Raw genomic sequence first — 26,622 nt, 5'->3', positions numbered from 1 at the left:
ACGCCACGATCATGGCGAGGCCTGATTTTTTCATTGATACGACAACCATTCTTCCTTCTTTACAGGCATTGATTGTCTTTTTCTATAGTGCGATAATCGCACAATTATTCGGTTTTGGATCTATTACGATGGAACATAGCACTTCTGATAAAGATTTTCTGACTACGTTTGCTAAGGGACTCAATGTAATCCGTTCATTCGAGCCTAATTCGATGAGTATGACCCTCACAGAGGTCGCCAAAAAAAACGATCTGTCCAGAGCATCAGCAAGACGCTTCTTACTGACCATGCTAAAACTCGGCTACGTTGAAACCGACGGCAATCGATTCTCCCTGACAGCAAAGGTTCTTGAACTTGGGTATTCCTACCTGTCGACATTGGATGTCGGAGGCACAGTCTCGACCCAATTAGAATTGGTCACTCAACAGCTTGGTGAGTCTAGCTCGGCAGCTGTACTTGAAGGAGAAAATATCGTTTATATCGCCCGAATCCCCGTCCGTCCTCTGATGGCTTTTAACTTACAGATCGGTGCCAGACTTCCGGCGTATGCAACGTCGATGGGACGAGTACTGCTTTCTGGACTTCCAGAAGAAGAGTTAGATCATCTGTTAACGCAATCCAATCTTATCCAGTTGACACCAAACACGCTGACATCGCCTAGTGAACTAAAGGCAGAGATTGCCAAGGTACGCGCACAAGGGTATGCCATCAATGACCAGGAACTAGAGCTGGGACTACGTTCCGTGGCAGTTCCCGTATTCAACCGCAGCGGAAAGCTTCGATTAACCCTGAATGTAAGCTGTCACTCCAGTAAGACCACGGTAGATAGGATGATCAGTGAGTTTGTTCCAGTCCTGAAAGATACTGCTCAGCGCATCTCTATGTCCCTGCCATAGTCCCGCGTCCAGTAAATTTGCTCCAAATTAGTATGAGTGACCGTTTACTCTTGAAGGATGAGTATTCGATTTAACCAGTTCAGCTTACATTTAGCTGATTATGTTCACAATTTGGTTTTGGATAAAAGTTGATTAGAACTGCTGTCTAAATTTTTCAACTATCAAACCCAAGTTATTCCTGATTGTTCTGTTTCGGGCTTGTTCATGCACATCAGGAACAATATCTATATTAAAAAACGGCGAGGCCCTGAGCATCGCCGTTTTTAACACTGACTATCATTGCGAAATTTTAAACGTTGCCTACTCGTTAGTTATCGTACTTGTAGTTTCAGCTTGGCTGACTCTTGCTATCTATCTTGAGTATTGATGACAAGCTAACCAGCTACATCTTTAATTGAGGTAATGTTTTGCGTAATCTCACCTATTACGTGTGTCTGCTGTTCCGCTGCTGTCGCAATTTGTGTTGCCATATCACTGCTCAACGAAACCTCTTCATGAATTTCATTCAAAGCATTCGTTCCCTATTTCAGACGTTTATCGCCATATTGGTTTTCCAATTTAAAGTAAAATCGCCTATCAAGATAAGATGCCATAGGTATAAAGCATTGGTTATTCGATGAAATTTACATTTGGATAGCGTGATTAAACAAGCCATGAGTTAAAATTCCGCCTAACTTTTATTCTAACCTTAAGTAATTGGTTGACCAATTCACCCAATACTGTCAGCATGTCAACCTAAATTGATTAAGGACGAATGAACTTCATGGCAAAGCGCATAAAAACTCTCGACGAGTTTATCATTGAAAAACAGCACGACTTTCCCAGCGCCAGTGGTGAATTGTCCGGTTTACTAGGCTCAATTAAGCTGGCAGCTCAGGTTGTGAATCGAGAGCTGAATAAAGCTGGTTTGCTGGATATTCTGGGGACGGTCGGTAACACAAATGCTCAGGGCGAAGAACAGAAAATGATGGATGTGTATGCCAACGAGAAGTTCAAATCAGCTTTGGAAGCGCGTGATCAGGTTTGTGGTGTTGGAAGTGAAGAAGATAACGAAGTGATTATTTTCAACAAGGAGATGAACCAGAACGGCAAATACGTGGTACTGATGGATCCTCTGGATGGGTCATCCAATATCGACGTCAATGTCTGCGTAGGAACCATCTTCTCTATCTATGAACGCATATCAGAACAAGGGACCCCGGCTAGACTAGAAGATTTTCTTCAACCTGGTTCGAAGCAGGTTGCTGCCGGTTATATTATTTACGGTTCCTCTACAATGTTGGTATACACCACAGGTAACGGTGTTCACGGCTTTACCTTTGACCCTTCTCTGGGAGTGTTTTGTCTTTCGCATGAAAATATCCGTATTCCAGAATACGGCAATATTTATTCGGTAAATGAAGGTAACTATCGCTATTTCCCGGATGGTGTAAAACAGTACATCAAATACTGTCAGGATATCGATGAAACAAGCCAGCGGCCATATATCTCACGATACACAGGTTCACTAGTTTCAGATTTCCATCGAAATATGCTTATTGGGGGCATATATATTTATCCAAGTTTTGCCAACTACCCGACTGGGAAACTACGACTCTTGTATGAGTGTAATCCATTAGCATTTCTAGCGGAACAAGCTGGAGGAGTCGCTGTTAATGGCTTGCAGAATATTCTGGATATCGAACCAACAGAGCTTCATCAAAGAACGCCATTCTTCGTGGGCTCCTGTAAAATGATCTCTGAACTGCAACGCTTCTTGAACAGATACAGCGAATAAAGAAGGAAGTTCACTCTGCTTTCAAGTTACACGGTGTCGTGCAGACAACCTAAACCAGTTTCATCTATTGCAGTGAGTGAGAGTCTTCACAGAAGTACGGTAGCTATCGATAGCTCGATGGGTAACTATGTCTATTAAACGCTAAAACTGCTAACGCGATATATTAGTAACGTTGTCTAGATAAAGCGCCAAAAAACATCAATATGATATGACAATGCAATCGAAGAAACATGGGCCTTAATTAAATTAGTGTCGCTCTGATTGCATGGCTACCGTTAATAACTCTAAACACTCCCTCTTTTAAACTATTCGTAAAACAACTGAATATAATTAGTAAGTGACAGATCATATCTATGAGTATAAAACCCAACAGAACCTTAGCTATGAAGCTAATTATTGATCAGGCTAAACGAGAACTACCTCTCTATGAACCTGACACATTTGTGTGTGGTATTGAAGGTAAATGTATTGGTTGCCCTAAAAAACTAATGGAACTAGTAGAGTCAGAGCTTTCCTATTGGGAACATATAATATCACGTGGGATCGTTCCAAATTTTGATGATATTCGACGGTTTGGAAAACTCTGTACTAACGTTAAGAGAGGACTTGTTCGAAACAATATTTTGTAGTCTTTAGTGTCTCAGCTAACACTACCTAATAACGTTTGAGTTCTCTTTATATATAGGGGGATCAATATATTAGAGGTGTTGATAAACGTGGGGCATTGAAAGCTAGAAACAGCGTTGCATTATGTAGACAACATTTAGGTTCCCTAGTGTGACGCGCAACATTCACCAAAATATACTCAGCAATCAGTTAGCGAAAAGTTAAATTGCACATTGGCCGAAATTTAAATAGTGCTCAACGAGATTAAGTATCCAAACCACATAGATTGTAGAACGTCTAGTGTTGTCAAAGGATTTGCTATTGCTGCTATCGACCAATTAAATAGACTTTATAAGGAGTAAAAATGATCATAATTAATGCCAGCCTAAGAGGAAAAACAGGATACTATTCTCTCGAATGTGAAGGCGGTAAGTTTAAAGTAATTACCGCTCAAAATGGAATAATTTATGATGGTCAGGCTGACATTGATGCAAAAGGTAACTTGCTGTGCGCCCCGTTTGTCGAGCCTCACATTCACTTGGATGCAGTGCTGACGGCCGGTGAACCGAATTGGAACATGAGTGGGACTTTGTTTGAGGGAATTGAACGCTGGTCGGAAAGAAAACCTATGTTAAGTATCGACGACGTGCAAACACGAGTACTGAAAACCGTCGAACTATTACTGGAGAATGGTATCCAGCATATCAGGACTCACGTCGATGTCACCGACCCGGATTTAGTCGCTCTTAGAGCAATCAATGATCTCCGACCTCAATTGGCACCCTACATTGACCTTCAAATTGTAGCCTTTCCACAAGAAGGAATTCTGTCTTACCCTAACGGCACAGAACTGATGGAAAAAGCGATTGAACATGGTGCAGATGTCATCGGCGGCATTCCACATTTTGAATACACTCGTGAATATGGTGTCAAGTCGGTAGAGTGGTTAATGGATTTGGCCGAAAAGCATAATAAGCTGGTCGATGTACATTGTGATGAAATCGATGATGAAGCATCACGTTTTCTAGAAGTACTGGCTACCGTGGCGCTGGAAAAAGGAATGGGAGAACGCGTAACCGCCAGCCATACTACTGCCATGCACTCCTACAATAACGCTTACTGCTATAAACTGTTTCGTCTGCTGAAGAAATCGAAGATTAACTTTATTTCCTGCCCAACCGAAAGCATCCACTTGCAAGGACGTTTTGATACCTATCCCAAACGCCGAGGTATTACTCGGGTCAAAGAGATTCGCGATGCGGGAATGAACATCTGTTTTGCGCAGGACTCAATCCAGGATCCCTGGTATTCACTGGGCAACGGCAAATTGCTTCGTGTATTGGACTCCGGTCTCCATTCCTGCCATATGATGGGTTATGAAGATTTAAGTACAGCTCTGGATTTGATTACCGACAACGGGGCCAAAACACTCAATATAGCCGAAAATTACGGCATCGAAGTAGGCAAACCTGCCAACTTCATTATCCTAGAAGGTCAAGATGATGTTGATGTGATTAAGAGACAAGGCGAAGTTCTGTATTCGGTGCGCAAGGGGGAAATTCTAATTGCCCGCCTACCGGCCTCGTTGGTTAACAAAGTCTCTTTGATTAACTAATTACTACGCCTTGCGGAGCAGATTTAATACCTCAACCGTAAGGCTTAATTAACATTAATCTTATTTATTTGAATTTTACGAACCCAAGTTCAGTTGTTCGGTAGAAGTTCAGTTTATAGTTCGTACTGTTGTGGATAAGAAAATAACCTTTAACATGAGCGCACTCTCAGGAAACAGCCCCCAAATTACAATAGTCACCACCCAAGACGGTGGTTTAAGAATGACTAATAAATGGCCTAGCTCGAAGACTAGACCTTTGTAGAATCTGGCTTGAGTTTACTGTTGGGATTACATTGCAATGCTTATGACTAACGGAGTAAGTGTTTTAACTCATTACTAATGGAGGACAGCGTTAGGTACTTGCTCCATTACTATCAGTAACACTATTTCATATTCATATTCATACTTTAACCGACTGAACATCAGTTTCATGAGAAGTATTTTGTGAAATTTCTTCTTCTGTTATCGGCTTTAAATTCCAGAAGAAGTAATAAAGCAAGAAACATACAGCCGTTGCAACACCAGGCATAACAAACATAAACGCTTTGATGCCGGATAAGGTTGATTCTGCCTGTATATCCAATGTAGCGTCGTAACCAACCACACTCAGTCCCATTCCGGCAATGAACCCAGCGATAGCCTGGCCCATTTTACGCATGAAGGAATAACTGGAGTAAATAATACCTTCTTGACGTTGACCCGAAATTTTATAATTGTGGTCGATACAGTCTGCAACATTAGCCCAAATCAAAATGTTAGGCAGCAACATAAGTGGCATACCAATCACATAGTAAAAAATCGCACCATACAGATTCGTTGGTAACACGAAGGTGATCAAAGAGGCAATGCTCGCACCACCAAAACCGACCAACATGAGAGTTTTAGTTCCAAAACGGGCAGATAGTTTTCCGGCACTCGGTGCAAGTAACACCGTTGCTACTACTTGCACACCCGCAGTGAAGGAAATGAACCACACAGCCCCTTCTAGGTTAAGCGACAAGTAGTAATAAAGTACGCTAGACTGGCCAAGAAAAGCTGTCAGTAAGAGCATAGACGCAAAACTCACACACAGAAATGGTACATTCTTACCCAAGGTTTTAAGAGTATCTTTAAAACAAATATCTTGATTTACCGTCGCTTCATGATGGATGTGCTCCTCTGTCATACGAAATGCACATAGGTAGCAGATAAAAGAAACCACACCCAAAGCTACCACACCATATAGGTAAGCTTTAGACAGTTCGTCGGCAAAGAATGATAACAGTGCTGGCATAATAATGTTACAGCTAACCATTCCCATCAGGCTGCCAAAAGCTCGTGCTCCGGACAGAGCTGCACGTTCAGACGGCTCGTTAGTCATCACAGTCGCCAACGATCCGTAAGGAATGTTGATGAAAGTATAAGCCATACCATAAACAATGTAAGTTACATAAGCCCAGATAAGTTTTTGTACATCGGACAGGCCTTCAGGTACCCAGAAAACCAAGATAGAAGCTACAATAACAGGCCAGCTACCTTTTAGAAGAAACGGGCGGAATTTTTCACCCCCGCTATGTTTGGCAAATAATTTGTCGCACAAAGTACCCATCATAGGATCGTTGATGGCATCCCACACACGCGCAACTAAAAATAGTGTACCCGCCGCCGCCGCGGATATACCAAGTACATCAGTATAGTATGCTAATAAAAACATTGATGTCAGGCCAAAGGTGAGCGAGTTGGCTAAGTCACCGAGTGCATAGCCAACTTTATTTGAGACTGTGAGTTTATTCATCCTAAATCCTTTTTGTTCACCAATGCTTTCTGTGCGCAGGTATTTTTAATAATTCGTTGTTGCACTCAAATATACACACACTGGTCAACCAAAAGAATGACAAGCCTCAAATTGAACTACCAAACATCGATTTATTTACAAAAATAGTGATAAAAACCTCATTTTTTTCTAAGGTTCATCACTATTAATCTCCTTTCATAATTCGCCCGAAAAGAAATAAGCTATAAAAACAACAACTGGTCAACCAGAAGAATGAGCGGCCAATTTCTAAAGAAGTTGGCCCCTACCTACAGTGCGCATAAACGCACCGTCCAACTTCTTTAACACGTTGTTCTATAACGTCTTAATAGAAATAGTATGATTTTGACAACTTCAAAATACGTGAGAAGCTTAGCTGTACCTACTCATGTTATTTATCCTTTTTGCCTTAGCTAATAATCAAGGGAGCATTGATCATGAATCTAACTACAAGCTAAGCCAAGCTGGATGATAACCACCCATTGAAGTATTAGATTATTTCTTGAATTGGAAATCAGGAATATTTGCCCAACGTTTACGTAAATGGTGGGCTGCCATCTTAGGTTGGCGGTTTCGGGTGAAAGCACCTTTTTTATTACCATCCATACGAATGATACCTTCCCAAGTTTGGAAATCGGCAAAGTTCCACATTTGTTCTCCCACTACCGCTTCACAACTGTCAAACGCAAAGTGCTGCTGATCTAAGTATTCAACTTGGTATTCTTCAGACCATTGAACGCTTGGTAGTTTGTGTACACCCGCCGTTGTATCTGCACCGTACTCAGTAATTATGATTGGTTTGCCCTCTGTAGCCCAACCAGCGAGTTCTTTCGCAAAAGCTTTACCAGAATCACGCATCTCGAGTCCTGACATGAAGTACCAACCGTAGTAACGATTTAGACAGATTACATCAACATGTTTATGAGCATGGCAGTCACCATAAAGGGCTTTCATGAAATTGACAAACGTCAGTGGACGACTTTGTGGATCAAGCGTACGGGCAAAATCAAAAATCTCTCGGAAGTATTCGTCAGAACGTTTTTGCGATGTATCAGGTTCGTTAGATAGTGACCAAAGCACAACACAAGGATGGTTTTTGTCACGTTTGAACAACTCTTCAATTGCATGCTTATGAGCGGCCATACCTTCAGTAAAGACGTCCTCATTAGAGAAGAATTCAACCTTTTCCACAGCTGCTTTACCACCAGCCCCCGCACCTGCGATCCCGCCGCCAGCCAACATCATATCCCACTGTCCGACCGCTGGGGTTTCATCAATTACAACCAAACCACGTCGGTTAGCTAACTGCATAAACTCTTCTGCGTAGGGGTAGTGTGAAGTACGCATTGAGTTTGCGTTAATCCAATCCATTAGCTCGATATCACGTAAGTTAACGACCGGATCGTACCCTCGCCCTCTGTGTTCAGAGTCTTCATGCTTACCGAAGCCTTTAAAGTAGAATGGTTCATTATTGATTAGAAATTTGGTACCCTCAACTTTCACTGTACGGATACCAACCTCTAAAGGGTATTGGTCAACTATTGCACCGCCTATTTTGATTGACGTTTCTAATGTGTACAGATAACCTTTGCCTGGTTGCCACAAGTGTACATTTTCCACTCGAAGCTGACCTTTCGCACCGATATTTTCAGCAACTTGTGTTCCGTTTTCATCATAAAGTTTTACGATTATTTGAGCATCTTCAGGTAGGCTGGCTTCTAACGTGTAATCAACTTTACCTAATGTACCCTCAAAATCAGTGACCACCGTGATGTCACTCAAACGATGTTTCGGCAATGCCATTAGTTTAACAGGGCGATGAATACCTGCGTAGTTGAAAAAGTCAAACCAAGGTTTGACCTCTCTGACACCATCTTCGTATTCATCTACATGCCCGCATGGAATAGTAGTGCGTGATAATTCGTTGTTTACTACAACAACAATCTTGTTCTTATTATCAAAATCAACACAGTCATTTAATAAACCTGCAAACGGCATGTATCCGCCAACATGGCTAATGACTTCAATACCATTAACCCAAACCGTAGCTTTATGCGTAGCAGAGCCAAATCGAACGAAGATATCTTTATTTTTCCATTCAGATGGGATAAAAACATCGGTTTCGTACCACACATCTCCACAGTGATCACGCATCTCTTTTTCAGTAAAGATATCGTTATAGCTAGATGGCACCGCCATATCTATGGTATCTGTTAAGCCATCTTTCCAATTACAATGATGACCTTCATTGCTTTTATCAAGCTTGAAGCGCCAGATGCCGCTTATATCTTTAACACGACGAGTCATTGTTTCTTGCGGGTACAAAAAGGCAGTCATAAAATCTCCTATTCAAATTCTGTACTTTCATTATTCTTTCGGCATAATTGGTTAACCAATATTACTGATAAATAAATCTATAACCGAGACCTCTATCACACCATTATCAAGTGCAAAATTGCAGTAGTAAACAATCACAAACCCCACACATAAGCCATTGAATATAAGTTAAAATTGGTAGAGGGCTTCGTACTACTAATGCAAAGTGAAAGAAGTATCGCCTTGGCTCCCCCACCACGTTACATAATCTTGTTTAGAGCTTTAATTATGGAGTACATTTCGGATCGATTGATCATGTTGCCGTTACTGGTAATAACACTGTAGATATCGAGGTAAATAGGATTATTTATCTATTGCACTTCCTTATTTTGGAAAAATTTAAATTCACCTTCTAGCCAATAAATAAAGTACTTAATTTAAAATTTAGCAATAAAAAAGCCGCCTAATGGCGGCAAAATAGATAGTAAATATATAAAATTTAAAAGTAGTAGTGCTAGGGGAAAGCTTATTTATCCATATAAAAAGCTCGTTTTAATGCTAATTCTACGCCACGAATTTCTGCTAAGCCTTTCAGACGGCCAATACAGGAATACCCAGGGTTAGTTTGCTTTTTCAAATCATCAATCATTTGATGACCATGGTCGGGGCGCATTGGAATCAAGCGAACATTTCCCGATTGTTCACGACGATGTTCCTCTTTGAGCAGTGCGTTTATGACGTTGTACATATCTACATCGCCATCCAAATGCGCTGCTTCATGAAAACTCATTGGATTACTTTCTTCTCTAAGCGTTGAACGAAGGTGAGTAAAATAAATACGATCGCCATAAGTCTCAATCATATTCACTAAATCGTTGTCTCCGCGTACACCGTAAGAACCTGTACACATCGTAATGCCATTCATCATGCTTGGAACCGCTGTCGTCAACGCTTCAATGTCTTCAATGGTCGAAACAATACGAGGCAATCCAAGAATTGGGCGCGGAGGATCATCCGGATGAACAGCTAATTTCAGGCCGTATTGTTCACAAATTGGCATTAATTCCTGAAGGAATAATACCATATGCTCCCGCAGTTTATCTTTATCAATGCCATTGTAAGTATCCAAACGAGCTTGGAATTCGTCTAACGTATAACCCTCTTCTGCACCAGGTAAACCAGCGATGATATTTGATGTTAACTTATCAATTTGTGCCTGAGTCATGTTTTCAAAACACGCTTTAGCTTGAGCTTGCTCTTGTTCAGTATATGTAGCTTCAGCTCCTGGACGTTTCAGTATAAAGAGTTCAAATGCCGCAAACTCTATTTGATCAAAACGTAACGCTTTCGAACCGTCAGGAAGTTGATATTCCAAATCAGTTCGAGTCCAATCAAGCACGGGCATGAAGTTATAACACACCGTATCAATACCACATTCAGCTAGGTTAGTAAGCGACTGTTTGTAGTTCTCGATCCATTGGACATAATTCCCAGAACGGGTTTTAATTTCCTCGTGGACTGGCACACTTTCGACCACTGACCAGTTGAAACCTTTTTCGTCCAAAATAGCTTTGCGCTTTAAGATTTCTTCTTTGCTCCACACATCTCCATTTGGAATATGATGCAATGCGGTTACAATTCCCGTTGCGCCTGCTTGTTTAATATCGTCCAAAGACACAGGGTCGCTTGGGCCATACCAACGCCAAGTTTGTTCCATGACACTCACCTTTTTTAAGACGCACTTAACCACCTCAAAGCTAATGAGCTTTAAGTTAAATGCTATAACGACTTATTAAAGACAACTATTTAATTAAGTTGCCCAAACCGAACCACGATTCGATAGAACTTATTTATCGTTTTACATTCCCTAAAGATACAACGGGGTTAGAACTAAATAAGTAACCATCGAAATTCGGGTCATCAACGTCAGACAGCTCTAATAAACACTGTTTAACATTTTCAAGGTGTTGCCACATTGCATTTTTGGCAGATATTGGGTCTTTCCGCTGGAGAGCAGAAAGTATTTTGGCGTGATCCTCCACCCACTCCGCGCGATAGTCTATGCCTTTAATACGAGTATGGAGCTTTTTCCACATCGGGCTACTTTCGCGACGTTCCCACGAGTGTTTCAACATATCGACCAAGACAGAATTCTGCGTTGCTTGGGCAATACACATATGAAACTTAGCGTCTCCTTCACTCACAGCGGCACCACTTTCGAATTCTTGGCGCTCGAGATCGAGCGCCGCACGCATTCTCAGGATGTCCCCCGGAGTAACTTGAGTGGCAGCAAACTCAGCAATGTTACTTTCCAGCAACTGCCTAGCCTGCAGCATCTCAAATGGACCAACATCATCAGTAATGACATTCTCACGAGAACCAGAATCGGTTGGAATGTTAAGGACATATACACCAGAGCCTTTTTTTACCTCTACTAAGTTCTCCAGTTCCAGCATGATGATAGCTTCACGAACCACCGTTCGACTTACATCTAACTGCTCAGCAATATCACGTTCTGGAGGAAGCCTATCTCCGACCTTATATTGGCCATTAATAAGCTGTTTTCTAAGTACCAACCCTATTTCTTGGTAAGGTCGTTTGGGTTCAAAAGGCATCATGATGATCTTTTTCAATACGTCCATAACTATTTTCACCATAATAGCGACCAAATAAAATTGGTCAACCTACTTAAATGCAAATTGTGTACAACACCTTAGGTAATAAAGATATTCAGTAACGAGTTACTTCACATCTTGGATACGTTTAACCAACTGGCTGAGTTCAGGATTGCTGGTCTCTAGCTCTGCGTACATTGGTTGAACGGCAGCGACAAAAGCAGCCTTGTCAGGCTGAACAAAGGTTACCCCCATACTTTCTGCTTTTGAACGCTCTTTCGCTTCTGATTCTGCCCAAAGCTCCTTCATAAATTCAGATGAATCTTTGGCTGCTTTCATTAGTGCTTCCTGCTGCTCTACGGTCAACTTGTCATATGTTTTAGTTGAAATAACAAGAACATCAGGAACCATAGTATGCTCATCTAAACTGTAGTATTTTGATACTTCACTATGGCGACTTAGGCTAAACGATGGAATATTGTTTTCTGCCGCATCGACTACGCCTTGCTGCAAAGCGGTATAAAGCTCACCGTATGCCAGAGGGGTTGGGCTACCACCAAGAGACTGAACCATAGCTATAGCTGTAGGACTAGGCTGAACACGAACTTTTAACCCTTTCAAATCTTCGGGGGTTTTAATTGGTTTGGAGGTATAGAAACTACGCGCACCTGCATCGTAGTAAGTTACACCTATAAAGCCACTTTTATCCGAAGAATCAAGAATTTCTCGCCCTAACTCACCGTCTGTAACACTGTAATAATGCGCTTTATCTCTGAACAGATAAGGTAGGTTGAAAGCGGAATAGGCAGGAGAAAAAGCTTCTAGTTCTGCGGCATTGCTCTTAACCATATCCAACGCACCATTTTGCATCAACTCCATAGATTCACGTTGTGTACCCAACTGAGCATCTGGATAAATGCGGATTTTCACCTCGCCATCAGTTAACTCTTTAACTTCCTTAGCGAACTGAGTCATCGCTTTATGTACCGCGTGATCGCGTGGATGGTTGTGACTTAACTTGATAGTAGTCTCTGCAAAAGCAGAAGTAACACTACCAAGACTCAGTGCTGCTCCAACAAGGCTGAAGACTAGAGTTTTACGCATGTTCATTGCATTCTCCGTTTTATTATTGGTTTACCATTTGTGTAGGGTTTGTTTGTTCTGCAACCAATAATCAGTACATTCACACAAACCGTCAAACCAAAATATTAAATTAAATGACCAATATCACATAAAAACCATTAATATTGGTCAACCAATCCAAGTGTGAAGCGGCTCACGTGAAAAATATATTGACAATCTTATAATCACTTCCGATTACAGCACGTGTTTTACATTTAAGATACGTAACTATGAGCCCACTTTGGTATACCAATTATTAGAGCGTGGGCATCTTTTATTAAAGGGATTGAACATGAACAAACTGGTCGGTTTTATTAACAGAGGACTAGCTGCCTTTACTATATCTCTATCCACCTTCCTGGTTTTCTGCGTAGTGTGGCAAGTCATATCACGTTACATCGTTGGCAAACCCAGTACGATTACTGATGAATTAGCACGTTACCTCTTTATGTGGGTCGCTCTAATTGGAGCTGCTTACACAACAGGTCTCAAGCGTCATCTCGCTATTGACTTACTAACAATGAAACTGAGCGGCAAACGAAAGCTCATCAACCAGCTATTTATCCAAATAGCGATTGCAGTGTTTTCATACGTAGTGCTCGTTCACGGCGGTATACAGTTGGCGTCAAAAACATTGGCAACAGGCCAAGTCACTCCAGCGTTGAACCTACAAATGGGCTATATCTATCTCTGCCTACCTGTCAGCGGCGCTCTGATGATTTTTTATTCTGCCGTATTTTCTTACGAGCATTTGAAGCAACTTATATGTGGTCGCAATTTAGCTACCGAATCTAAACTTGATTAATACAAGGACCCTACGATGGATTGGCAAGTCATACTGACCCTATTTGGAACATTTGCGGTGCTATTGACATTGGGTATACCCGTGTCTTTTGCAATCGGACTTTCATCTTTAGCAACAATTTTGATGGGGCTACCTTTAGAACCTGCTATTGCGGTTGTTGCACAACGCATGGCGGCAGGTTTAGATAACTTTGCTTTGCTGGCTATCCCGTTTTTTATTCTGGCGGGAAATATTATGAACCAGGGCGGAATCGCACTGCGTTTAATTAACTTCGCTAAAGTACTTGGTGGACGCTTACCAGGTTCACTGGCCCATGTTAACGTCATGGCAAATATGATGTTCGGTTCAATATCCGGCTCAGCCGTTGCTTCTGCTGCAGCTGTAGGTGGCACGATGTCTCCCCTGCAAAAGAAAGACGGCTACGACGAGCACTTTTCAGCGGCGGTTAACATCACCTCTTGCCCGTCTGGCTTGTTGATTCCACCGAGCAATACATTAATCGTGTTCTCTCTGGTATCAGGCGGCACATCAATAGCAGCATTGTTTCTAGCCGGTTACATCCCTGGAATTTTGATGGGTTTGAGCATTATGTTGATCGCAGGATTTATTGCAAAACGCAGAGGATATCCTGTTGCAGAGAAACCAACCCTAGCAACGGTGTGGAATACATTCTTACAAGCTGCGCCTTCTTTAATGCTAATCATCGTTATTATGGGAGGCATCATCGGCGGCATTTTTACTGCAACAGAGGCTTCAGCAATAGCCGTTGTTTATACCTTTATGCTAGCGGTTCTAGTCTACCGTGAAGTGAAGTGGACTCAGCTCCCAAAAATTGTTCTTGAGTCAGCGGTCACAACCTCTATTGTTTTATTGCTCGTTGGGGCTTCAATGGGCATGTCTTGGGCAATGGCTAATGCTGATATCCCATACATGATCTCAGATGCCCTGCTTTCGATCTCTGAAAACCCAATGATGATCCTATTAATAATCAATTTGATTTTGCTTATCGTCGGAATCTTTATGGATATGACGCCGGCTGTACTGATCTTTACTCCAATTTTCCTTCCTATCGCATTAGATATGGGCATCGATCCCGTGCACTTCGGGATCATGATGACATTCAACCTGGCCATTGGTATCTGTACACCACCAGTAGGTAGTGCACTATTTATCGGTTGTTCTGTTGCTGATATTTCGATCGATAAAGTCATTAAGCCACTGCTCCCTTTTTATGGTGCTTTAATTGCGGCACTGCTTGCCGTGACCTTTATCCCTGAACTGAGCTTATTCTTACCTAAGCTTGTTTTAGGCTACTAACTCCCCATTCATTACACACCACTTCGTCGGTGGTCTATCCGACGAAGTTTAAAGGACGAAAAATGAAAAATATTGCTAATACCTCGCTTAATTCTGATGTTTCTCTGCCTCAATATAACCGCAATGCATTAAAAAGCCGCATAGTCCATTTGGGGTTCGGTGCATTTCATCGTGCTCATCAGGCTTTATTCACCAACGAAATGCTGGCAAAAACAGGCAGTGATTGGGGAATCTGCGAAGTGAACCTTTTTGGGGGCGAAGATTTGATTGAATTATTACGCGCACAAAATCATCTGTACACGGTGGCAGAAAAAGGTGCAGATAAGACCGATGTTAAAGTCATCGGTTCAGTGACGGAATCACTTCACCCAGAACTGGACGGTGTTCAAACCGTTCTAGAAAAAATGGCCGAACCGCAAGTAGCTATTGTATCTATGACCATCACAGAAAAAGGCTACTGCGCTGATCCTGCAACTGGTACGCTGGATAAGAATAACTCACTAGTTCAAGCTGACCTAAAAAGCCCTCACACACCGAAGTCTGCTCTTGGCTATATTGTTCAAGCACTTAAACTTCGTCGTGATCGTGGTTTGACACCGTTTACCGTCATGTCTTGTGACAATGTTCAGGAAAATGGTCACGTTGCTAAAGCAGCGATTCTCGAATTCGCACAATTACTTGATCCTGAATTCCGCGATTGGATTGAAACCAACGTGACTTTTCCGTGCACTATGGTTGACCGTATTGTGCCAGCCGCAACTCCAGACACTCTAGCCGAAATTTCAGTTCTTCTTGGTTGCGATGACCCTTGTGGTATTGCCTGTGAACCATTCCGTCAATGGGTCATCGAAGACAATTTCGTCGCGGGAAGACCTGATTGGGATATTGCAGGAGCAGAGTTTGTCGAAGATGTGGTGCCATACGAAGAGATGAAACTGAGAATGCTAAACGGCAGCCACTCATTCCTTGCGTATCTTGGCTATCTTGGTGGCTATGAACACATCTCAGATACTATGACTGATGAGGGCTACCGCAGAGCGGCATTTAATATGATGATGAAAGCTCAGGCTCCGTCTCTCAGCATGCCTGAAGGAACGGATCTACATTCATACGCGACGCTTCTCATTGACCGTTTCACCAACCCAAGCCTTAAGCACCGTACATGGCAAATTGCTATGGATGGTAGCCAAAAAATCCCTCAAAGAATGGGTGGAAGCTTGAAATACCATCTTGCAAATGGAACTGATTTCTCATTGATAGCGACTGCTATAGCCGGATGGATGCGTTACGTTTCAGGCATTGATGAACTCCAGCAACCAATTGATGTGCGCGACCCTATGGCCGAGCAACTTCGTACTATCTGCGATCGTCATGGACTCAATGTCTCCGTCGTTCGCGCTTTACTGAGTGTGGAAGCAATTTTCCCACCTGAACTCGGACAAAATACTTCAGTAATTGAAGCAGTAAGTAGTGCCTACCAGTCCCTATTGGACAACGGTGCTCGTAAGACTGTTGCAGCTTTATAAGGATCGCAACGATGAAAGATTTTATGTGCGAAGATTTTTTACTGTCAACCGAAACCGCTCGACGCCTCTACCATGAGCATGCCAGTAAACAACCTATCTATGATTACCATTGCCATCTTAATCCTGCCGAGGTTGCAAACGATCGTAGTTTCGAAAACCTGACTCAAATTTGGTTGGCCGGTGATCATTACAAATGGCGTGGCATGCGCTCCGCGGGAGTTGACGAGCAACTGATTACTGGCGATGCAAGCGACTACGACAAGTACCTCGCCTGGGCCAACACCGTACCACAGACACTTGGGAATCCTTTGTATCACTGGACTCACCTGGAACTGCGTCGCCCATTTGGCATTACTAATACGCTGTTTGGACCTGAAAATGCAGACACTATATGGCAACAATGTAATGAAATGCTCGCCTCCCCAGAGTTCAGCGCGCGTGGCATTATGCAGCAAATGAATGTTGTTATGGCCGGGACTACGGATGATCCAATTGATTCACTTGAACACCATCTCACTATCGCTCAAGACCCTAGTTTCGATATTGCTGTATTACCAAGCTGGCGTCCTGACAAAGCATTTAAGATCGAGCTAGAAGGTTTCGCGGATTATATTCTTCAACTGTCTCAAGTTGCGGACGTAGATATCGCCACTTTTGACGAACTGTGCGATGCATTAGAAATCCGTTTACAGTATTTCAACGAATACGGCTGCAAAGCCGCAGATCATGGTATAGAAGTTGTTCGTTTCGCTAAGATCCCTGAAAAAAACATCCTAGACGATATTCTCGCTCGTCGTCTTAATGGTCACATTTTAAACGAACTAGAAGTTGCTCAATTTAGTACTGCACTTCAAGTCTGGCTAGGCCAACGCTATGCCCAATTGGGTTGGGTGATGCAACTCCATATTGGTGCACAACGTAATAACAACAGCCGCATGTTCCAACTATTGGGTGCAGATTCTGGTTTCGATTCAATTGGAGATCGTCCGTTTGCTTTTGAACTCGCCCACCTGCTGGATGAGATGGATAAATCCAATGAGCTGCCTAGAACTATTTTGTACTGCCTCAATCCAAGAGACAACGAAATGATGGCGACCATGATTGGTAACTTCCAGAGCGGTGGCATTGCTGGCAAAGTTCAGTTTGGTTCTGGTTGGTGGTTTAACGATCAGAAAGACGGTATGCAACGTCAGATGGAACAGCTCTCACAACTTGGCCTGCTAAGCCAGTTTGTCGGTATGCTGACGGACTCTCGCAGCTTTTTATCCTACACCCGCCACGAATATTTCCGCCGTATTCTATGTGACATGATTGGTCGCTGGGCTGAAAATGGCGAAGTCCCGAACGACTTATCACTGCTTGGCCCAATGGTTGAGAATATTTGCTTTGGTAATGCCAAACGTTATTTTGAAGAGAGGGTTTAAGCAATGAAACACATCGCCATTATCGGTGAGTGTATGATTGAGCTGAACGGCAAGCCGTTCGGCCCTATGCAACAGACTTACGGCGGAGACACTCTTAATGCTGCCGTGTATCTTTGTAGAGGGCGTGAAGCCAATTTGCACCCTGAAAAAATTAAAGTCTCTTATGTTACTGCTCTGGGTACCGATCCTCTTAGCGAAGGTATGCTTAACCGTTGGGAACAAGAAGGGATAGATACGTCGTTTACACTACGCGATCACCATCGTTCGCCTGGCCTGTATCTGATTCAACTCGACGATCAGGGAGAACGAACATTTTTATACTGGCGTAATCAATCTGCGGCGCGCTATATCATGCAGCACCCCCAAATTGCCGATATCGAGTCCGCACTTACAAAAGTCGACATGGTTTTCGTCAGTGGTATTAGCCTTGCCATTCTTCCTGAAGAGGATCGAGTCGAGCTTCTGAGCTTATTATCCGAACTACGTCAGAATGGAGTGGAAATAGCCTTTGATAGCAATTTTCGCCAAGCGCTCTGGCCAAATGACAATAACGCTACCGTCAAATTCATCTACGAAACTATGTACCAGTTAACCGACTTAGCACTAGTAACCTTTGATGACGAGCAACAATTGTGGGGGGATGCGACACCGGCACGCACACTTGACCGATTAATAAGCCTCGGTGTACGCCGTTGTGTAGTCAAAACCGGACCGGATGGATGCTTGGTTCAGGAGACCGAAAAGGAAGCTCGCATCGTCACCACTACCCCTGTCGAACAAGTGGTGGACACAACGTCTGCCGGTGATTCATTCAATGGTGGTTTTCTATCGGCATACCTAGACGGAAACGGATTGGTCGAGTCATGTCATAGAGGTAACCAACTTGCCGGAACCGTAATTCAGCATCGTGGCGCGATCATCGACAAAATTTATACTCAATCAGCTTTAAAAGCTCAATAAGGAAGAAAAATGTCTGACATTAAACAACAAATCAAAGATCTTAAAATTATTCCTGTTATTGCCATCGACAATGCTGAGGACATCATTCCTTTAGGTAAAGTGTTGGTTGAAAACGGGCTGCCAGTCGCCGAAATTACTTTTCGTTCAGAAGCGGCAGAAAAAGCGATTCGCCTGCTGCGCGAGTCGCAACCAGAGATGTTAATCGGCGCTGGTACAGTACTTAACCGTGAGCAGGTTATTGCAGCAAAAGAAGCAGGCGCAACCTTCATTGTTTCTCCGGGTTTTAATCCAAACACCGTGCGCGCCTGTCAAGAACTCAATATCGAAATCATTCCTGGGGTGAATAACCCAAGCGCTGTTGAAGCAGCTCTTGAAATGGGTCTTACCACCATGAAGTTCTTTCCAGCAGAGCCATCTGGCGGAATTAACATGGTCAAATCTTTGCTAGCGCCTTATACCAATCTGGAACTGATGCCGACTGGTGGTATTAAACCTTCTAATATCAACGATTACCTCGCTATCCCACGAGTAATCGCTTGTGGCGGTACCTGGATGGTAGAAAAATCCTTAATTGAAAAAGGAGACTGGGACGAATTAGCTCGGCTCACCCGTGAAGCAGTTGCGTTGATTCAATCCTAAAACTCGAAACAGAGTGTTTTTAATAAGGCACACTAATAGTGTTTAGGAATGCATTAAGCATTAGCAAAAACTCTTGATTAGCCCTTAATCAGAATGATTATGAAGTATTGACTGTTACGACTTATTGTCAGAGAGGCGATAAGTCGTTCGTAATGTGGAGATGTCACATGGAAACGTGGCTAGCACAAAGTGTTGGCGGCATAGCTTTTATCATAGGCTTAGCCGCATTTTTGCAGAAAAATGACCGCCGCTTTCGGATTCAAATGGTTATATTTTGCTTTTTTATGGCCATTCATTTTTTCCTCATGGGTGCATTAGTGGCTACTATTGGAGTGATATTTAATGGCTTGAGAAGTTTAGCCTCTATTAAAACTCAATCTAAAAAGGTCATGTGGTTTTTCATTCTATCGATGTGGGCGATGACATTGCCTAATGTCGATAGTATTTTTGAATTTATTACAGTATTCGGATCCTCTATCGCGACTTGGGCACTATTTACAAAACAAGGTATTAAGCTCAGGCTATTTATTTTAATCAATTCCTTCTGTTGGATAACACATAATATTTGGTTGGGTTCTATCGGAGGTTCGATGGTTGAAGGATGTTTTATTATTACGAATTTAATCACTATATACAGGCTGTACGAAATAAGAAAAAAACAACCTATAAATCAGGTCGTTACTACAGACTAACACCTTATTACATAACTCATTACGGTGCCATATTCTGAATATATTTCAGCGTACTAAACCCATTGAAAAATGCTGGCTTAATTTAAGTCCAGTTAAGCTAAGTTAAATTAGGTCTTTTTCGCATCTCTTCAAAATTTCATTTCGTTGTCTTAAAATACTTTGGTTTACCAAATTAATAAATTGGACGATCAATATCTCAATATCAAAACAATTTGGTTGAGCAATATTTAATCCCTGTTAACTTTTAACTGAACCCTACAACAGGAAAACAACAAATGAAAAAATCTTACTTCTGCCTTACTCCTCTGGCGCTAGCTATTTTATTGAGTGGCTGCAACTCCAATGACAAATATGATCAACCAATATTAGGGACACGAGTAGCGACAGTACTCGAGAAAGACGGCTATCAGTTCAAAGACCTAAACAAAAATGGCGAACTTGATCCGTATGAGGATTGGCGTAAATCAACTTCCGAAAGAATTTCTGATCTCGTAAGTCGTATGACTCTCGAAGAGAAAGTCGGCATGATGCTTATTGATACCATGAATGCAGCACCATACGGTGAGACCAACGAAACCCATGTCGAATATATCGAGCAGCAGAAGATGAATCGCTTTATATTCAGAAATTCTATCTTAACTCAGGATGAGGTAGATGCGATGGAAGAGTCTGAACGTAATCCAAGTGGAGATGTAATTACAGGCCGCAGCAGTGCTCCGATTTCACCAAAAGAAGCGGCTCAGTACATGAACTCTGTACAAGAGCTTAGCGAAGCAACTCGTTTAGGTATCCCTTCTCTGTTTAAGTCTAACGCGCGTAATCACTTAGACCCAAATGCCAAACCAGGTATCAACGTATCTGCTGGCGCATTCTCGGAGTGGCCTAAAGAAGCAGGTCTGGCTTCCATGGCTTTAAGTGATGGCAACATGCAGGGAATCGAAGAGTTTGCGGAAATCATGAGAAAAGAATGGCATGCCATTGGTCTACGCGGTATGTACGGTTATATGGCCGATCTGTCTACAGAGCCTCGTTGGTATCGTGTACATGAAACTTTCTCTGAGGATTCAGATCTAACCGCAGATATCATGACAGCTCTAGTTACCAAGCTACAAGGTAAAGAAGTCAGTAATGAAAGTATTGTTTTGACTATGAAACACTTCCCTGGAGGCGGCCCACAATTTCTAGGTTTAGATCCACATTATTTAGCCGGTCAACATCAAAGCTACCCAACCAATAATTTCGACTATCATGTAAAACCGTTTAGCGCAGCCATTAAGGCAGGTGTGGCATCAATCATGCCTTACTACGGTGTCGTTGGTGGTGGTGAATGGAAATTAAGTGATCTAGCAGCAGGCCAGACAGTCGCTGATGATGGCACTAATCTCTATGTTGGTACTCGCACGTCTGATGGGAAAGATCTGTCATTAGCTGATGTAGTTTCAACCCGCGTACAAGATACCATTAGGGTTCCTAGTAACGATTACAACACAGAAGCTACTGCCGGTACACCGACAGGTAACGTAGGTGTCGCATTTTCGGCTGGTATTCTTGATGGTCTATTACGTCAACAATTGGGCTTCACTGGGGTAATAAACTCGGATACCGGTATCATTAATGAGCCTAACATTGGTCTACCAGACGACGAAACTGTGCAAAATAACCGTGCCTGGGGACTTCAAGACAAATCCAAAAACGAACTGTTTAAAATCGCAATTGATGCTGGAACCGATGTGTTCTCTGGTTTCCACCTGAATGCTGACATCCTGAGTGCAGTGCAAGAGGGAGAAATTCCTGAATCCCGTATTGATGAATCTGTAACGCGCCTGTTGACAGTACAATTCGAGCTAGGGTTATTTGAAAATCCATACGTCGACGCTAGTCTGGCAAACAGCATTGTCGGCAGTGCAGAACATCAGGCTAAAGCCGATCTTGCGCAACGTAAGTCAATCATACTGCTAGAAAACCAAAACTCACTTCTTCCACTACCATCTGGTGCAGATGCATCTAGCGTGAAGCTGTACACACTGGGTGTGAACGAAGGCGTTGCTGAGGATTACGGATTTACGGAAGTGACAGACATGAATACAGCTGATAAGGCCGTAATACGTGTTCGTGTTACAAACAAAAACACTGGCTTACTAGTCTTTGGTGGAGCCAAATTTGATGAAGTTGACGTACTTGACTTCACCAATATGGCAACAGCTGAAACATGGAATATCAGTCCTTCCCTCTCAGAAATCCAGCAAGTTATGAGCGCTGTTGGAGCGGAAAATACCGTACTTTCAGTTTACTTCCGACAACCGTTCGTCATGGATGATGCAAGTGGTCTTAAGAACGCGGGTGCAATTCTCGCGACCTTTGGCTCTAACGATGAAGCTCTATTCGACGTTCTTACAGGCCAATTCTCACCGAAAGGTAAACTGCCGTTTGCTCTAGCAAACAAAGCTCAAGCGATCGTTGATCAGGCATCCGATGCTCCTGGTTACTCTGAAGGAGATACGTTATACGAGTTTGGTTACGGAAAAGACGGATACTGATAGACCAAATAAAAGTAATGTTAACTAGAACTTAAGAACCGAAAGGCGCTGGACTAATTCTCCTGACGCCTTTCTACTTATTTTCAATTGTGCCGAGGAATATATGTACAAGGGAAACTTAGCAAGCCTAGACGGGGATCAGATGCTCTCTCCAGCTCTACGCAACATAATAAAACAGGTAAAATACCAACTAGAGCAATCTATTGAAAATGGACGATATTTGATAAAAGGCGAAGATGTATTTTTCTTTGTCGTTGATGACAACACTGAAGCCCTACAAGCACGAAAAGCAGAAATGCACAAAAAATACATTGATGTTCAAATTTTGTTAGAAGGTGAAGAACGCTTTGGCTTCAGCGTACACCCATTTCTCAGTATTAATGAAAATTATCTGGAAGAGCGCGACATTGCATTCGGTGAAGAAATCATCAACGAACAATATATAGATTTGAAGAAAGATGATTATGTAATTTTTAATACAGAGCAACCTCACCGACCGCTTATTTCAGTCAACCGACCAATGTCAGTGCGCAAAGCGGTAATCAAGATTTCTAGAATATGGCTGGAGACCCAATAATGAAAAAACTTCAATGGAACGATGAACAAATTCCTCATCAAATTCATCTCGACGTAAACGGTCAGCAGTCGCGTATAACCATGACGGTTGTTAAGGATGTCGAACCTGAAGTAATAACTTTAAGCCTCAATGTAAAACTGGAAGAACTGCAACAAACATGGAACGGAGTTGCTAACCCTGTCTCGGAACCATTCGATGATGGCACTTTGTACTCGCAAGTACGCTGCTTGTTTAATTTAGAACAAGGTTGTGTCGTTTGGATGGTAAATCACATAACACTTCCGAATGGTACGAAAATGTCTGCTGATAAGTTGGCCTATTTACCAGGATTGGTAGTAAGATCTGGAAAATTAGTGGCACTCTAGGTCAGTCGAGTCTACCAATTGCATCACATAGGCATCTCTGGGCTATTGCCCTTTGATGCTTGATTCGTTTTATTGAAATAAAGAAGTGACGATCTGATTAGCTACTATCATTAGCCGTCGAGCCTAAAATCTAAACCTCATCAAAGAACAAAAACAGGAAGCAACCACCTACCTGAATAAGTTTAAAGTAAGAAACTATTTGGCTTCACAATCAGACTGGGATTCTAACGGATGGTTTTTATGTATTAAAAATCATGGAAAATAAGTACTAATTTCTGTTTTTAAAATTCAACAAATACGAAGCCATCAATGTAAATAACAACATGAAAAATTAATTATACCCTTGAGAAGGGTAACTTATTATACACATATACAAATATTTTAGTATTATTTAGAGAAAAATATGGATAATATGAATTTTAAATCTGAGTTTATAGAGGATGATTGTGTTAGAGTTTTTATTGAAATAGATAAAAAGATGTTATACGCAGACTTTCAATTTCTACTACAACCTATTTTAAATCCAAAGTCGGCAAAATTGTACGCATTCGAAGTTTTAAGTAAAGTAGTCCGAACGAGCAGTGAGTTCATAAAAAGTAATGATTTTTTAAATTATTTAGATGATGATTTTATAAAATTTTTAGCCACAACTAAGATTCAGTGGGTAAGGAAAACATTTAACAAAAACAAGAAAATATTAAAATTCTCAATAAATATCTCATTTAAATGCATAGAAGATAAGGAGTTCTTAAGTAAAGTCTCATCATATGATGGCAGGAATGTAATTGCTTTTGAGGTTAACTTGGATGGTCATTACAGTAATATTATTAAAAATAAAAAACTTAAAAAAGGATTAGACATACTTAGGGAAAATAATTTCTTATTATTTTTTGATAACTTTAGAATCAATAAAAGATATAGTATTAATTTACTATACATTTTTAATTGGGATATAGTAAAAATTAATAGGGAATCATTATTTAACTACCACTTAGATGATGAGCTGGATTTTTTAATCAAAGTCGTGTCTTCCCATTGTTCAATGGTTGCCCTGCAAGGTATTGAAACCTCACACCAATATAATGAATTTAAAAATACAGTTTCTCTAATGCAAGGTTACTATTTTTTACCTCCGATTAATCATATAGATGCAATAGAGAAGTTTAATATTTAAAGTATGACAGGTGACTATATATAATATCTAAATCAAGAAGTTACGATCTGATCCGCTCCATAGTGCTGTAAGGGTTCGCTCATATGGGCAAGAGAAGGGGCAGCCTTCTGTAAGCGAGAACACCCCCGTTATTTAACGGTAGGCGATCAGAAACTCTATGTATCCAAAAAGAAGTGGAATAAGCGGGATGGCAATCATAAGCGCTCCCTATCTGACACGGAAATCTATCGAGTGAAACAGTTGTTAGGTGGGAAATCAAGTCTGAGAAATTACAATACTCAGGTTGGTAAAACTTACGCCATGATCAAAGTTCTGAACAAGCCTATGGGCTAGGTATACCTAAAACTCAGTTTATTGTTTAAAACTCTATCTTTTTCTGGCAACTTTATCCTCAACTCAGATTAAGAAACAAAGCCAGGCTGAGCATCAAAATATACCAAGTTGAGGATTAAATTCGAAATGAAAACAAGCATCAAATTCAAGACCAGATTCTACCTTTTCAATGGGGTCATTTTTTAGGCTTACGATACGAGATATATTTTTTACTGACGATTTTCTAAGAATCTGTTTTTCATAATAAAACAGCCATACCTGTAGTAAACTTGCCTAAGTGTTGTACACTTTAAAAGTTTTTCCAAGGTACGGCTGTTTCTATTTCAACGTATGGTTTAGTAAAATCAACTTATGGTTGTTTTTACAATAATTTTCCGATATTTAGTCGATTTACTCTTTACCGAATACGTTGTTCTCTTGCTCTTGTACGCGGATAAATGTCGTACGCTTGGTTAGCTCTTTAAGCTTTGCTGCGCCTACGTATGTACAGGTTGAACGCACGCCACCAAGGATGTCCTGGATAGTGCCGTGAACACTGCCGCGGTAAGGCAATAGTACGGTTTTTCCTTCAGCTGCGCGGTACTTAGCCACACCACCTGAGTGCTTGTCCATAGCCGACTGAGAAGACATGCCGTAGAATTTCATGAAGGTTTTGCCATCTTTCTCGATAACTTCACCGCCTGACTCTTCGTGACCAGCCAGCATTCCGCCAAGCATAACGAAGTCTGCACCGCCACCAAACGCTTTAGAAACGTCACCAGCGCAAGAACAACCACCATCACCGATGATCATACCGCCAAGGCCGTGCGCCGCATCACCACATTCGATGATTGCAGAAAGCTGCGGGTAACCAACACCGGTTTTAACGCGTGTCGTACAAACTGAACCTGGGCCAATACCTACTTTAACGATGTCTGCGCCAGCAAGAATTAGCTCTTCACACATGTCACCAGTGACAACGTTACCAGCAGAGATAACTTTGTCTGGGAATTCTGCGCGTACGCGTTCTACATACTCAACAAGGTGCTCTGAGTAACCATTGGCGATATCAACGCAGATGAAAATGAACTCATCAGAAAGTGCCATGATGTCTTTGGTTTTTTGGAAGTCTGCATCCGACGTACCGGTAGACACCATCACGTTGTTCAGCGTTGCTTTATCTGCTGATTTCGCAAACTCCGCCCAATCTTCCACTGTGTAGTGCTTGTGCACTGCTGTCATTACACCATGCTCAGCTAACGCAGTAGCCATTTCAAAGCTACCAACCGAGTCCATGTTCGCTGCAATTACAGGCACACCAGACCATTGACGACCACTATGCTTGAATGTAAAATCGCGGGTTAAATTTACTTGAGAACGGCTTTTAAGGGTAGAACGTTTCGGGCGAAACAGTACATCTTTGAAACCTAACTTAAGTTCTTGTTCGATACGCATTGTGTAATTCCTTGATTCATATGTCTATGTGTCATCTCAGAGTGCGTAGTGAAGTCGTTGGCAGACGAGTTCACTGTTCTTCGGACACAAAAAAACCGGA

Annotated in this window: 22 protein-coding genes and 1 pseudogene; 16 read left to right on the top strand and 7 right to left on the bottom strand. The window is 41.9% G+C overall.

All coding sequences use genetic code 11. The features are described 5' to 3' along the window. Nucleotides 1-128: 128 nt before the first annotated feature. Nucleotides 129-896 carry an IclR family transcriptional regulator domain-containing protein gene (locus V1U08_RS14445; protein WP_330470869.1) on the top strand — a complete coding sequence of 256 codons (768 nt, stop codon included), beginning with the start codon at nt 129-131 and terminating at the stop codon, nt 894-896. 374 nt (nt 897-1,270) lie between these two features. Here the strand turns inward: V1U08_RS14445 and V1U08_RS14440 are convergent, their stop codons facing one another. Continuing rightward, nucleotides 1,271-1,405: a hypothetical protein gene (locus tag V1U08_RS14440; RefSeq protein WP_257740688.1), complete on the bottom strand. Its 135-nt coding sequence runs from the start codon at nt 1,403-1,405 to the stop codon at nt 1,271-1,273. 254 nt (nt 1,406-1,659) lie between these two features. On the opposite strand from V1U08_RS14440, the gene fbp reads away from it, so the two are divergent. From fbp to codA, 3 genes are all read left to right on the top strand, one after another. Further along, nucleotides 1,660-2,673, top strand: coding sequence for a class 1 fructose-bisphosphatase (gene fbp, locus V1U08_RS14435; RefSeq protein ID WP_065298856.1), 1,014 nt, complete (start codon nt 1,660-1,662; stop codon nt 2,671-2,673). A gap of 353 nt (nt 2,674-3,026) precedes the next feature. Continuing rightward, on the top strand, nt 3,027-3,302 hold the full coding sequence (locus V1U08_RS14430; protein ID WP_065297749.1) for a hypothetical protein: 276 nt from the start codon (nt 3,027-3,029) through the stop codon (nt 3,300-3,302). A gap of 341 nt (nt 3,303-3,643) precedes the next feature. Then, a complete protein-coding gene (gene codA, locus V1U08_RS14425; protein ID WP_065297750.1) occupies nt 3,644-4,894 on the top strand; it encodes a cytosine deaminase in 1,251 nt (416 codons plus the stop codon). A 400-nt stretch (nt 4,895-5,294) separates the two neighbouring features. Here the strand turns inward: codA and V1U08_RS14420 are convergent, their stop codons facing one another. The 5 genes from V1U08_RS14420 to V1U08_RS14400 form a co-directional block, all read right to left on the bottom strand. Beyond that, nucleotides 5,295-6,668 (bottom strand): MFS transporter, encoded by a 1,374-nt coding sequence (locus V1U08_RS14420; protein ID WP_330470868.1) that lies wholly within the window; start codon nt 6,666-6,668, stop codon nt 5,295-5,297. A gap of 513 nt (nt 6,669-7,181) precedes the next feature. Next, nucleotides 7,182-9,023 carry a beta-glucuronidase gene (gene uidA, locus V1U08_RS14415; protein ID WP_330470867.1) on the bottom strand — a complete coding sequence of 614 codons (1,842 nt, stop codon included), beginning with the start codon at nt 9,021-9,023 and terminating at the stop codon, nt 7,182-7,184. A gap of 505 nt (nt 9,024-9,528) precedes the next feature. Further along, entirely contained in the window at nt 9,529-10,719 is a 1,191-nt protein-coding gene (gene uxuA / locus V1U08_RS14410; RefSeq protein WP_268669273.1) for a mannonate dehydratase, read from the bottom strand. A gap of 133 nt (nt 10,720-10,852) precedes the next feature. Beyond that, nucleotides 10,853-11,644, bottom strand: coding sequence for an FCD domain-containing protein (locus V1U08_RS14405; RefSeq protein ID WP_065297754.1), 792 nt, complete (start codon nt 11,642-11,644; stop codon nt 10,853-10,855). Between the two features lie 99 nt (nt 11,645-11,743). Beyond that, entirely contained in the window at nt 11,744-12,727 is a 984-nt protein-coding gene (locus tag V1U08_RS14400) for a TRAP transporter substrate-binding protein (protein ID WP_065297755.1), read from the bottom strand. A 304-nt stretch (nt 12,728-13,031) separates the two neighbouring features. Here V1U08_RS14400 and V1U08_RS14395 point away from each other — a divergent pair, with 304 nt between their 5' ends. The 12 genes and pseudogenes from V1U08_RS14395 to V1U08_RS14340 form a co-directional block, all read left to right on the top strand. Then, complete coding sequence (locus V1U08_RS14395; protein WP_065297756.1) at nt 13,032-13,544, top strand: TRAP transporter small permease; 513 nt, start codon at nt 13,032-13,034, stop codon at nt 13,542-13,544. A 15-nt stretch (nt 13,545-13,559) separates the two neighbouring features. Continuing rightward, nucleotides 13,560-14,861: a TRAP transporter large permease gene (locus V1U08_RS14390; RefSeq protein ID WP_065297757.1), complete on the top strand. Its 1,302-nt coding sequence runs from the start codon at nt 13,560-13,562 to the stop codon at nt 14,859-14,861. Nucleotides 14,862-14,923: 62 nt separating this feature from the next. Further along, nucleotides 14,924-16,387, top strand: a complete 1,464-nt coding sequence (locus tag V1U08_RS14385) for a mannitol dehydrogenase family protein (RefSeq protein ID WP_330470866.1) — start codon at nt 14,924-14,926, stop codon at nt 16,385-16,387. A gap of 11 nt (nt 16,388-16,398) precedes the next feature. Then, entirely contained in the window at nt 16,399-17,811 is a 1,413-nt protein-coding gene (gene uxaC, locus V1U08_RS14380; RefSeq protein ID WP_268669270.1) for a glucuronate isomerase, read from the top strand. Nucleotides 17,812-17,814: 3 nt separating this feature from the next. Next, on the top strand, nt 17,815-18,771 hold the full coding sequence (locus V1U08_RS14375; protein ID WP_065297760.1) for a sugar kinase: 957 nt from the start codon (nt 17,815-17,817) through the stop codon (nt 18,769-18,771). Nucleotides 18,772-18,780: 9 nt separating this feature from the next. Continuing rightward, a complete protein-coding gene (locus V1U08_RS14370; protein WP_268669269.1) occupies nt 18,781-19,410 on the top strand; it encodes a bifunctional 4-hydroxy-2-oxoglutarate aldolase/2-dehydro-3-deoxy-phosphogluconate aldolase in 630 nt (209 codons plus the stop codon). A gap of 167 nt (nt 19,411-19,577) precedes the next feature. Then, nucleotides 19,578-20,102, top strand: a complete 525-nt coding sequence (locus tag V1U08_RS14365; RefSeq protein ID WP_330470865.1) for a YgjV family protein — start codon at nt 19,578-19,580, stop codon at nt 20,100-20,102. Between the two features lie 275 nt (nt 20,103-20,377). Further along, nucleotides 20,378-22,639: a glycoside hydrolase family 3 protein gene (locus V1U08_RS14360; RefSeq protein WP_330470864.1), complete on the top strand. Its 2,262-nt coding sequence runs from the start codon at nt 20,378-20,380 to the stop codon at nt 22,637-22,639. A 103-nt stretch (nt 22,640-22,742) separates the two neighbouring features. Continuing rightward, nucleotides 22,743-23,216: a YhcH/YjgK/YiaL family protein gene (locus V1U08_RS14355; RefSeq protein WP_330470863.1), complete on the top strand. Its 474-nt coding sequence runs from the start codon at nt 22,743-22,745 to the stop codon at nt 23,214-23,216. Next, nucleotides 23,216-23,581, top strand: a complete 366-nt coding sequence (locus V1U08_RS14350) for a hypothetical protein (RefSeq protein WP_065297765.1) — start codon at nt 23,216-23,218, stop codon at nt 23,579-23,581. The genes V1U08_RS14355 and V1U08_RS14350 overlap by 1 nt, the downstream gene beginning before the upstream one ends. Nucleotides 23,582-23,984: 403 nt before the next feature. Then, on the top strand, nt 23,985-24,755 hold the full coding sequence (locus tag V1U08_RS14345; protein WP_065297766.1) for an EAL domain-containing protein: 771 nt from the start codon (nt 23,985-23,987) through the stop codon (nt 24,753-24,755). Nucleotides 24,756-24,830: 75 nt separating this feature from the next. Next, a pseudogene (locus tag V1U08_RS14340) lies at nt 24,831-25,117 on the top strand (IS5/IS1182 family transposase); the annotation flags it as partial. A 361-nt stretch (nt 25,118-25,478) separates the two neighbouring features. Here the strand turns inward: V1U08_RS14340 and V1U08_RS14335 are convergent. Next, entirely contained in the window at nt 25,479-26,522 is a 1,044-nt protein-coding gene (locus V1U08_RS14335; protein ID WP_014233825.1) for a GMP reductase, read from the bottom strand. Nucleotides 26,523-26,622 lie beyond the last annotated feature (100 nt).

Origin of the sequence: Vibrio sp. YYF0003 (assembly GCF_036350715.1) — a bacterium.
Taxonomy (GTDB): domain Bacteria; phylum Pseudomonadota; class Gammaproteobacteria; order Enterobacterales; family Vibrionaceae; genus Vibrio; species Vibrio natriegens.
The sequence above is the reverse complement of the archived record's forward strand: the minus strand, read 5'-3'. Positions and strand labels throughout refer to the sequence as shown.

Coding starts and splice junctions, on each gene's coding strand:
- fbp (WP_065298856.1), top strand. CDS start 1,660: ATGGCAAAGCGCATAAAAACTCTCGACGAGTTTATCATTGAAAAACAG.
- V1U08_RS14345 (WP_065297766.1), top strand. CDS start 23,985: ATGGATAATATGAATTTTAAATCTGAGTTTATAGAGGATGATTGTGTT.
- V1U08_RS14335 (WP_014233825.1), bottom strand. CDS start 26,522: ATGCGTATCGAACAAGAACTTAAGTTAGGTTTCAAAGATGTACTGTTT.
- V1U08_RS14385 (WP_330470866.1), top strand. CDS start 14,924: ATGAAAAATATTGCTAATACCTCGCTTAATTCTGATGTTTCTCTGCCT.
- uidA (WP_330470867.1), bottom strand. CDS start 9,023: ATGACTGCCTTTTTGTACCCGCAAGAAACAATGACTCGTCGTGTTAAA.
- V1U08_RS14420 (WP_330470868.1), bottom strand. CDS start 6,668: ATGAATAAACTCACAGTCTCAAATAAAGTTGGCTATGCACTCGGTGAC.
- uxuA (WP_268669273.1), bottom strand. CDS start 10,719: ATGGAACAAACTTGGCGTTGGTATGGCCCAAGCGACCCTGTGTCTTTG.
- uxaC (WP_268669270.1), top strand. CDS start 16,399: ATGAAAGATTTTATGTGCGAAGATTTTTTACTGTCAACCGAAACCGCT.
- V1U08_RS14430 (WP_065297749.1), top strand. CDS start 3,027: ATGAGTATAAAACCCAACAGAACCTTAGCTATGAAGCTAATTATTGAT.
- V1U08_RS14390 (WP_065297757.1), top strand. CDS start 13,560: ATGGATTGGCAAGTCATACTGACCCTATTTGGAACATTTGCGGTGCTA.
- V1U08_RS14365 (WP_330470865.1), top strand. CDS start 19,578: ATGGAAACGTGGCTAGCACAAAGTGTTGGCGGCATAGCTTTTATCATA.
- V1U08_RS14370 (WP_268669269.1), top strand. CDS start 18,781: ATGTCTGACATTAAACAACAAATCAAAGATCTTAAAATTATTCCTGTT.
- V1U08_RS14395 (WP_065297756.1), top strand. CDS start 13,032: ATGAACAAACTGGTCGGTTTTATTAACAGAGGACTAGCTGCCTTTACT.
- V1U08_RS14445 (WP_330470869.1), top strand. CDS start 129: ATGGAACATAGCACTTCTGATAAAGATTTTCTGACTACGTTTGCTAAG.
- V1U08_RS14355 (WP_330470863.1), top strand. CDS start 22,743: ATGTACAAGGGAAACTTAGCAAGCCTAGACGGGGATCAGATGCTCTCT.
- V1U08_RS14375 (WP_065297760.1), top strand. CDS start 17,815: ATGAAACACATCGCCATTATCGGTGAGTGTATGATTGAGCTGAACGGC.
- V1U08_RS14360 (WP_330470864.1), top strand. CDS start 20,378: ATGAAAAAATCTTACTTCTGCCTTACTCCTCTGGCGCTAGCTATTTTA.
- V1U08_RS14400 (WP_065297755.1), bottom strand. CDS start 12,727: ATGAACATGCGTAAAACTCTAGTCTTCAGCCTTGTTGGAGCAGCACTG.
- V1U08_RS14405 (WP_065297754.1), bottom strand. CDS start 11,644: ATGGACGTATTGAAAAAGATCATCATGATGCCTTTTGAACCCAAACGA.
- codA (WP_065297750.1), top strand. CDS start 3,644: ATGATCATAATTAATGCCAGCCTAAGAGGAAAAACAGGATACTATTCT.
- V1U08_RS14350 (WP_065297765.1), top strand. CDS start 23,216: ATGAAAAAACTTCAATGGAACGATGAACAAATTCCTCATCAAATTCAT.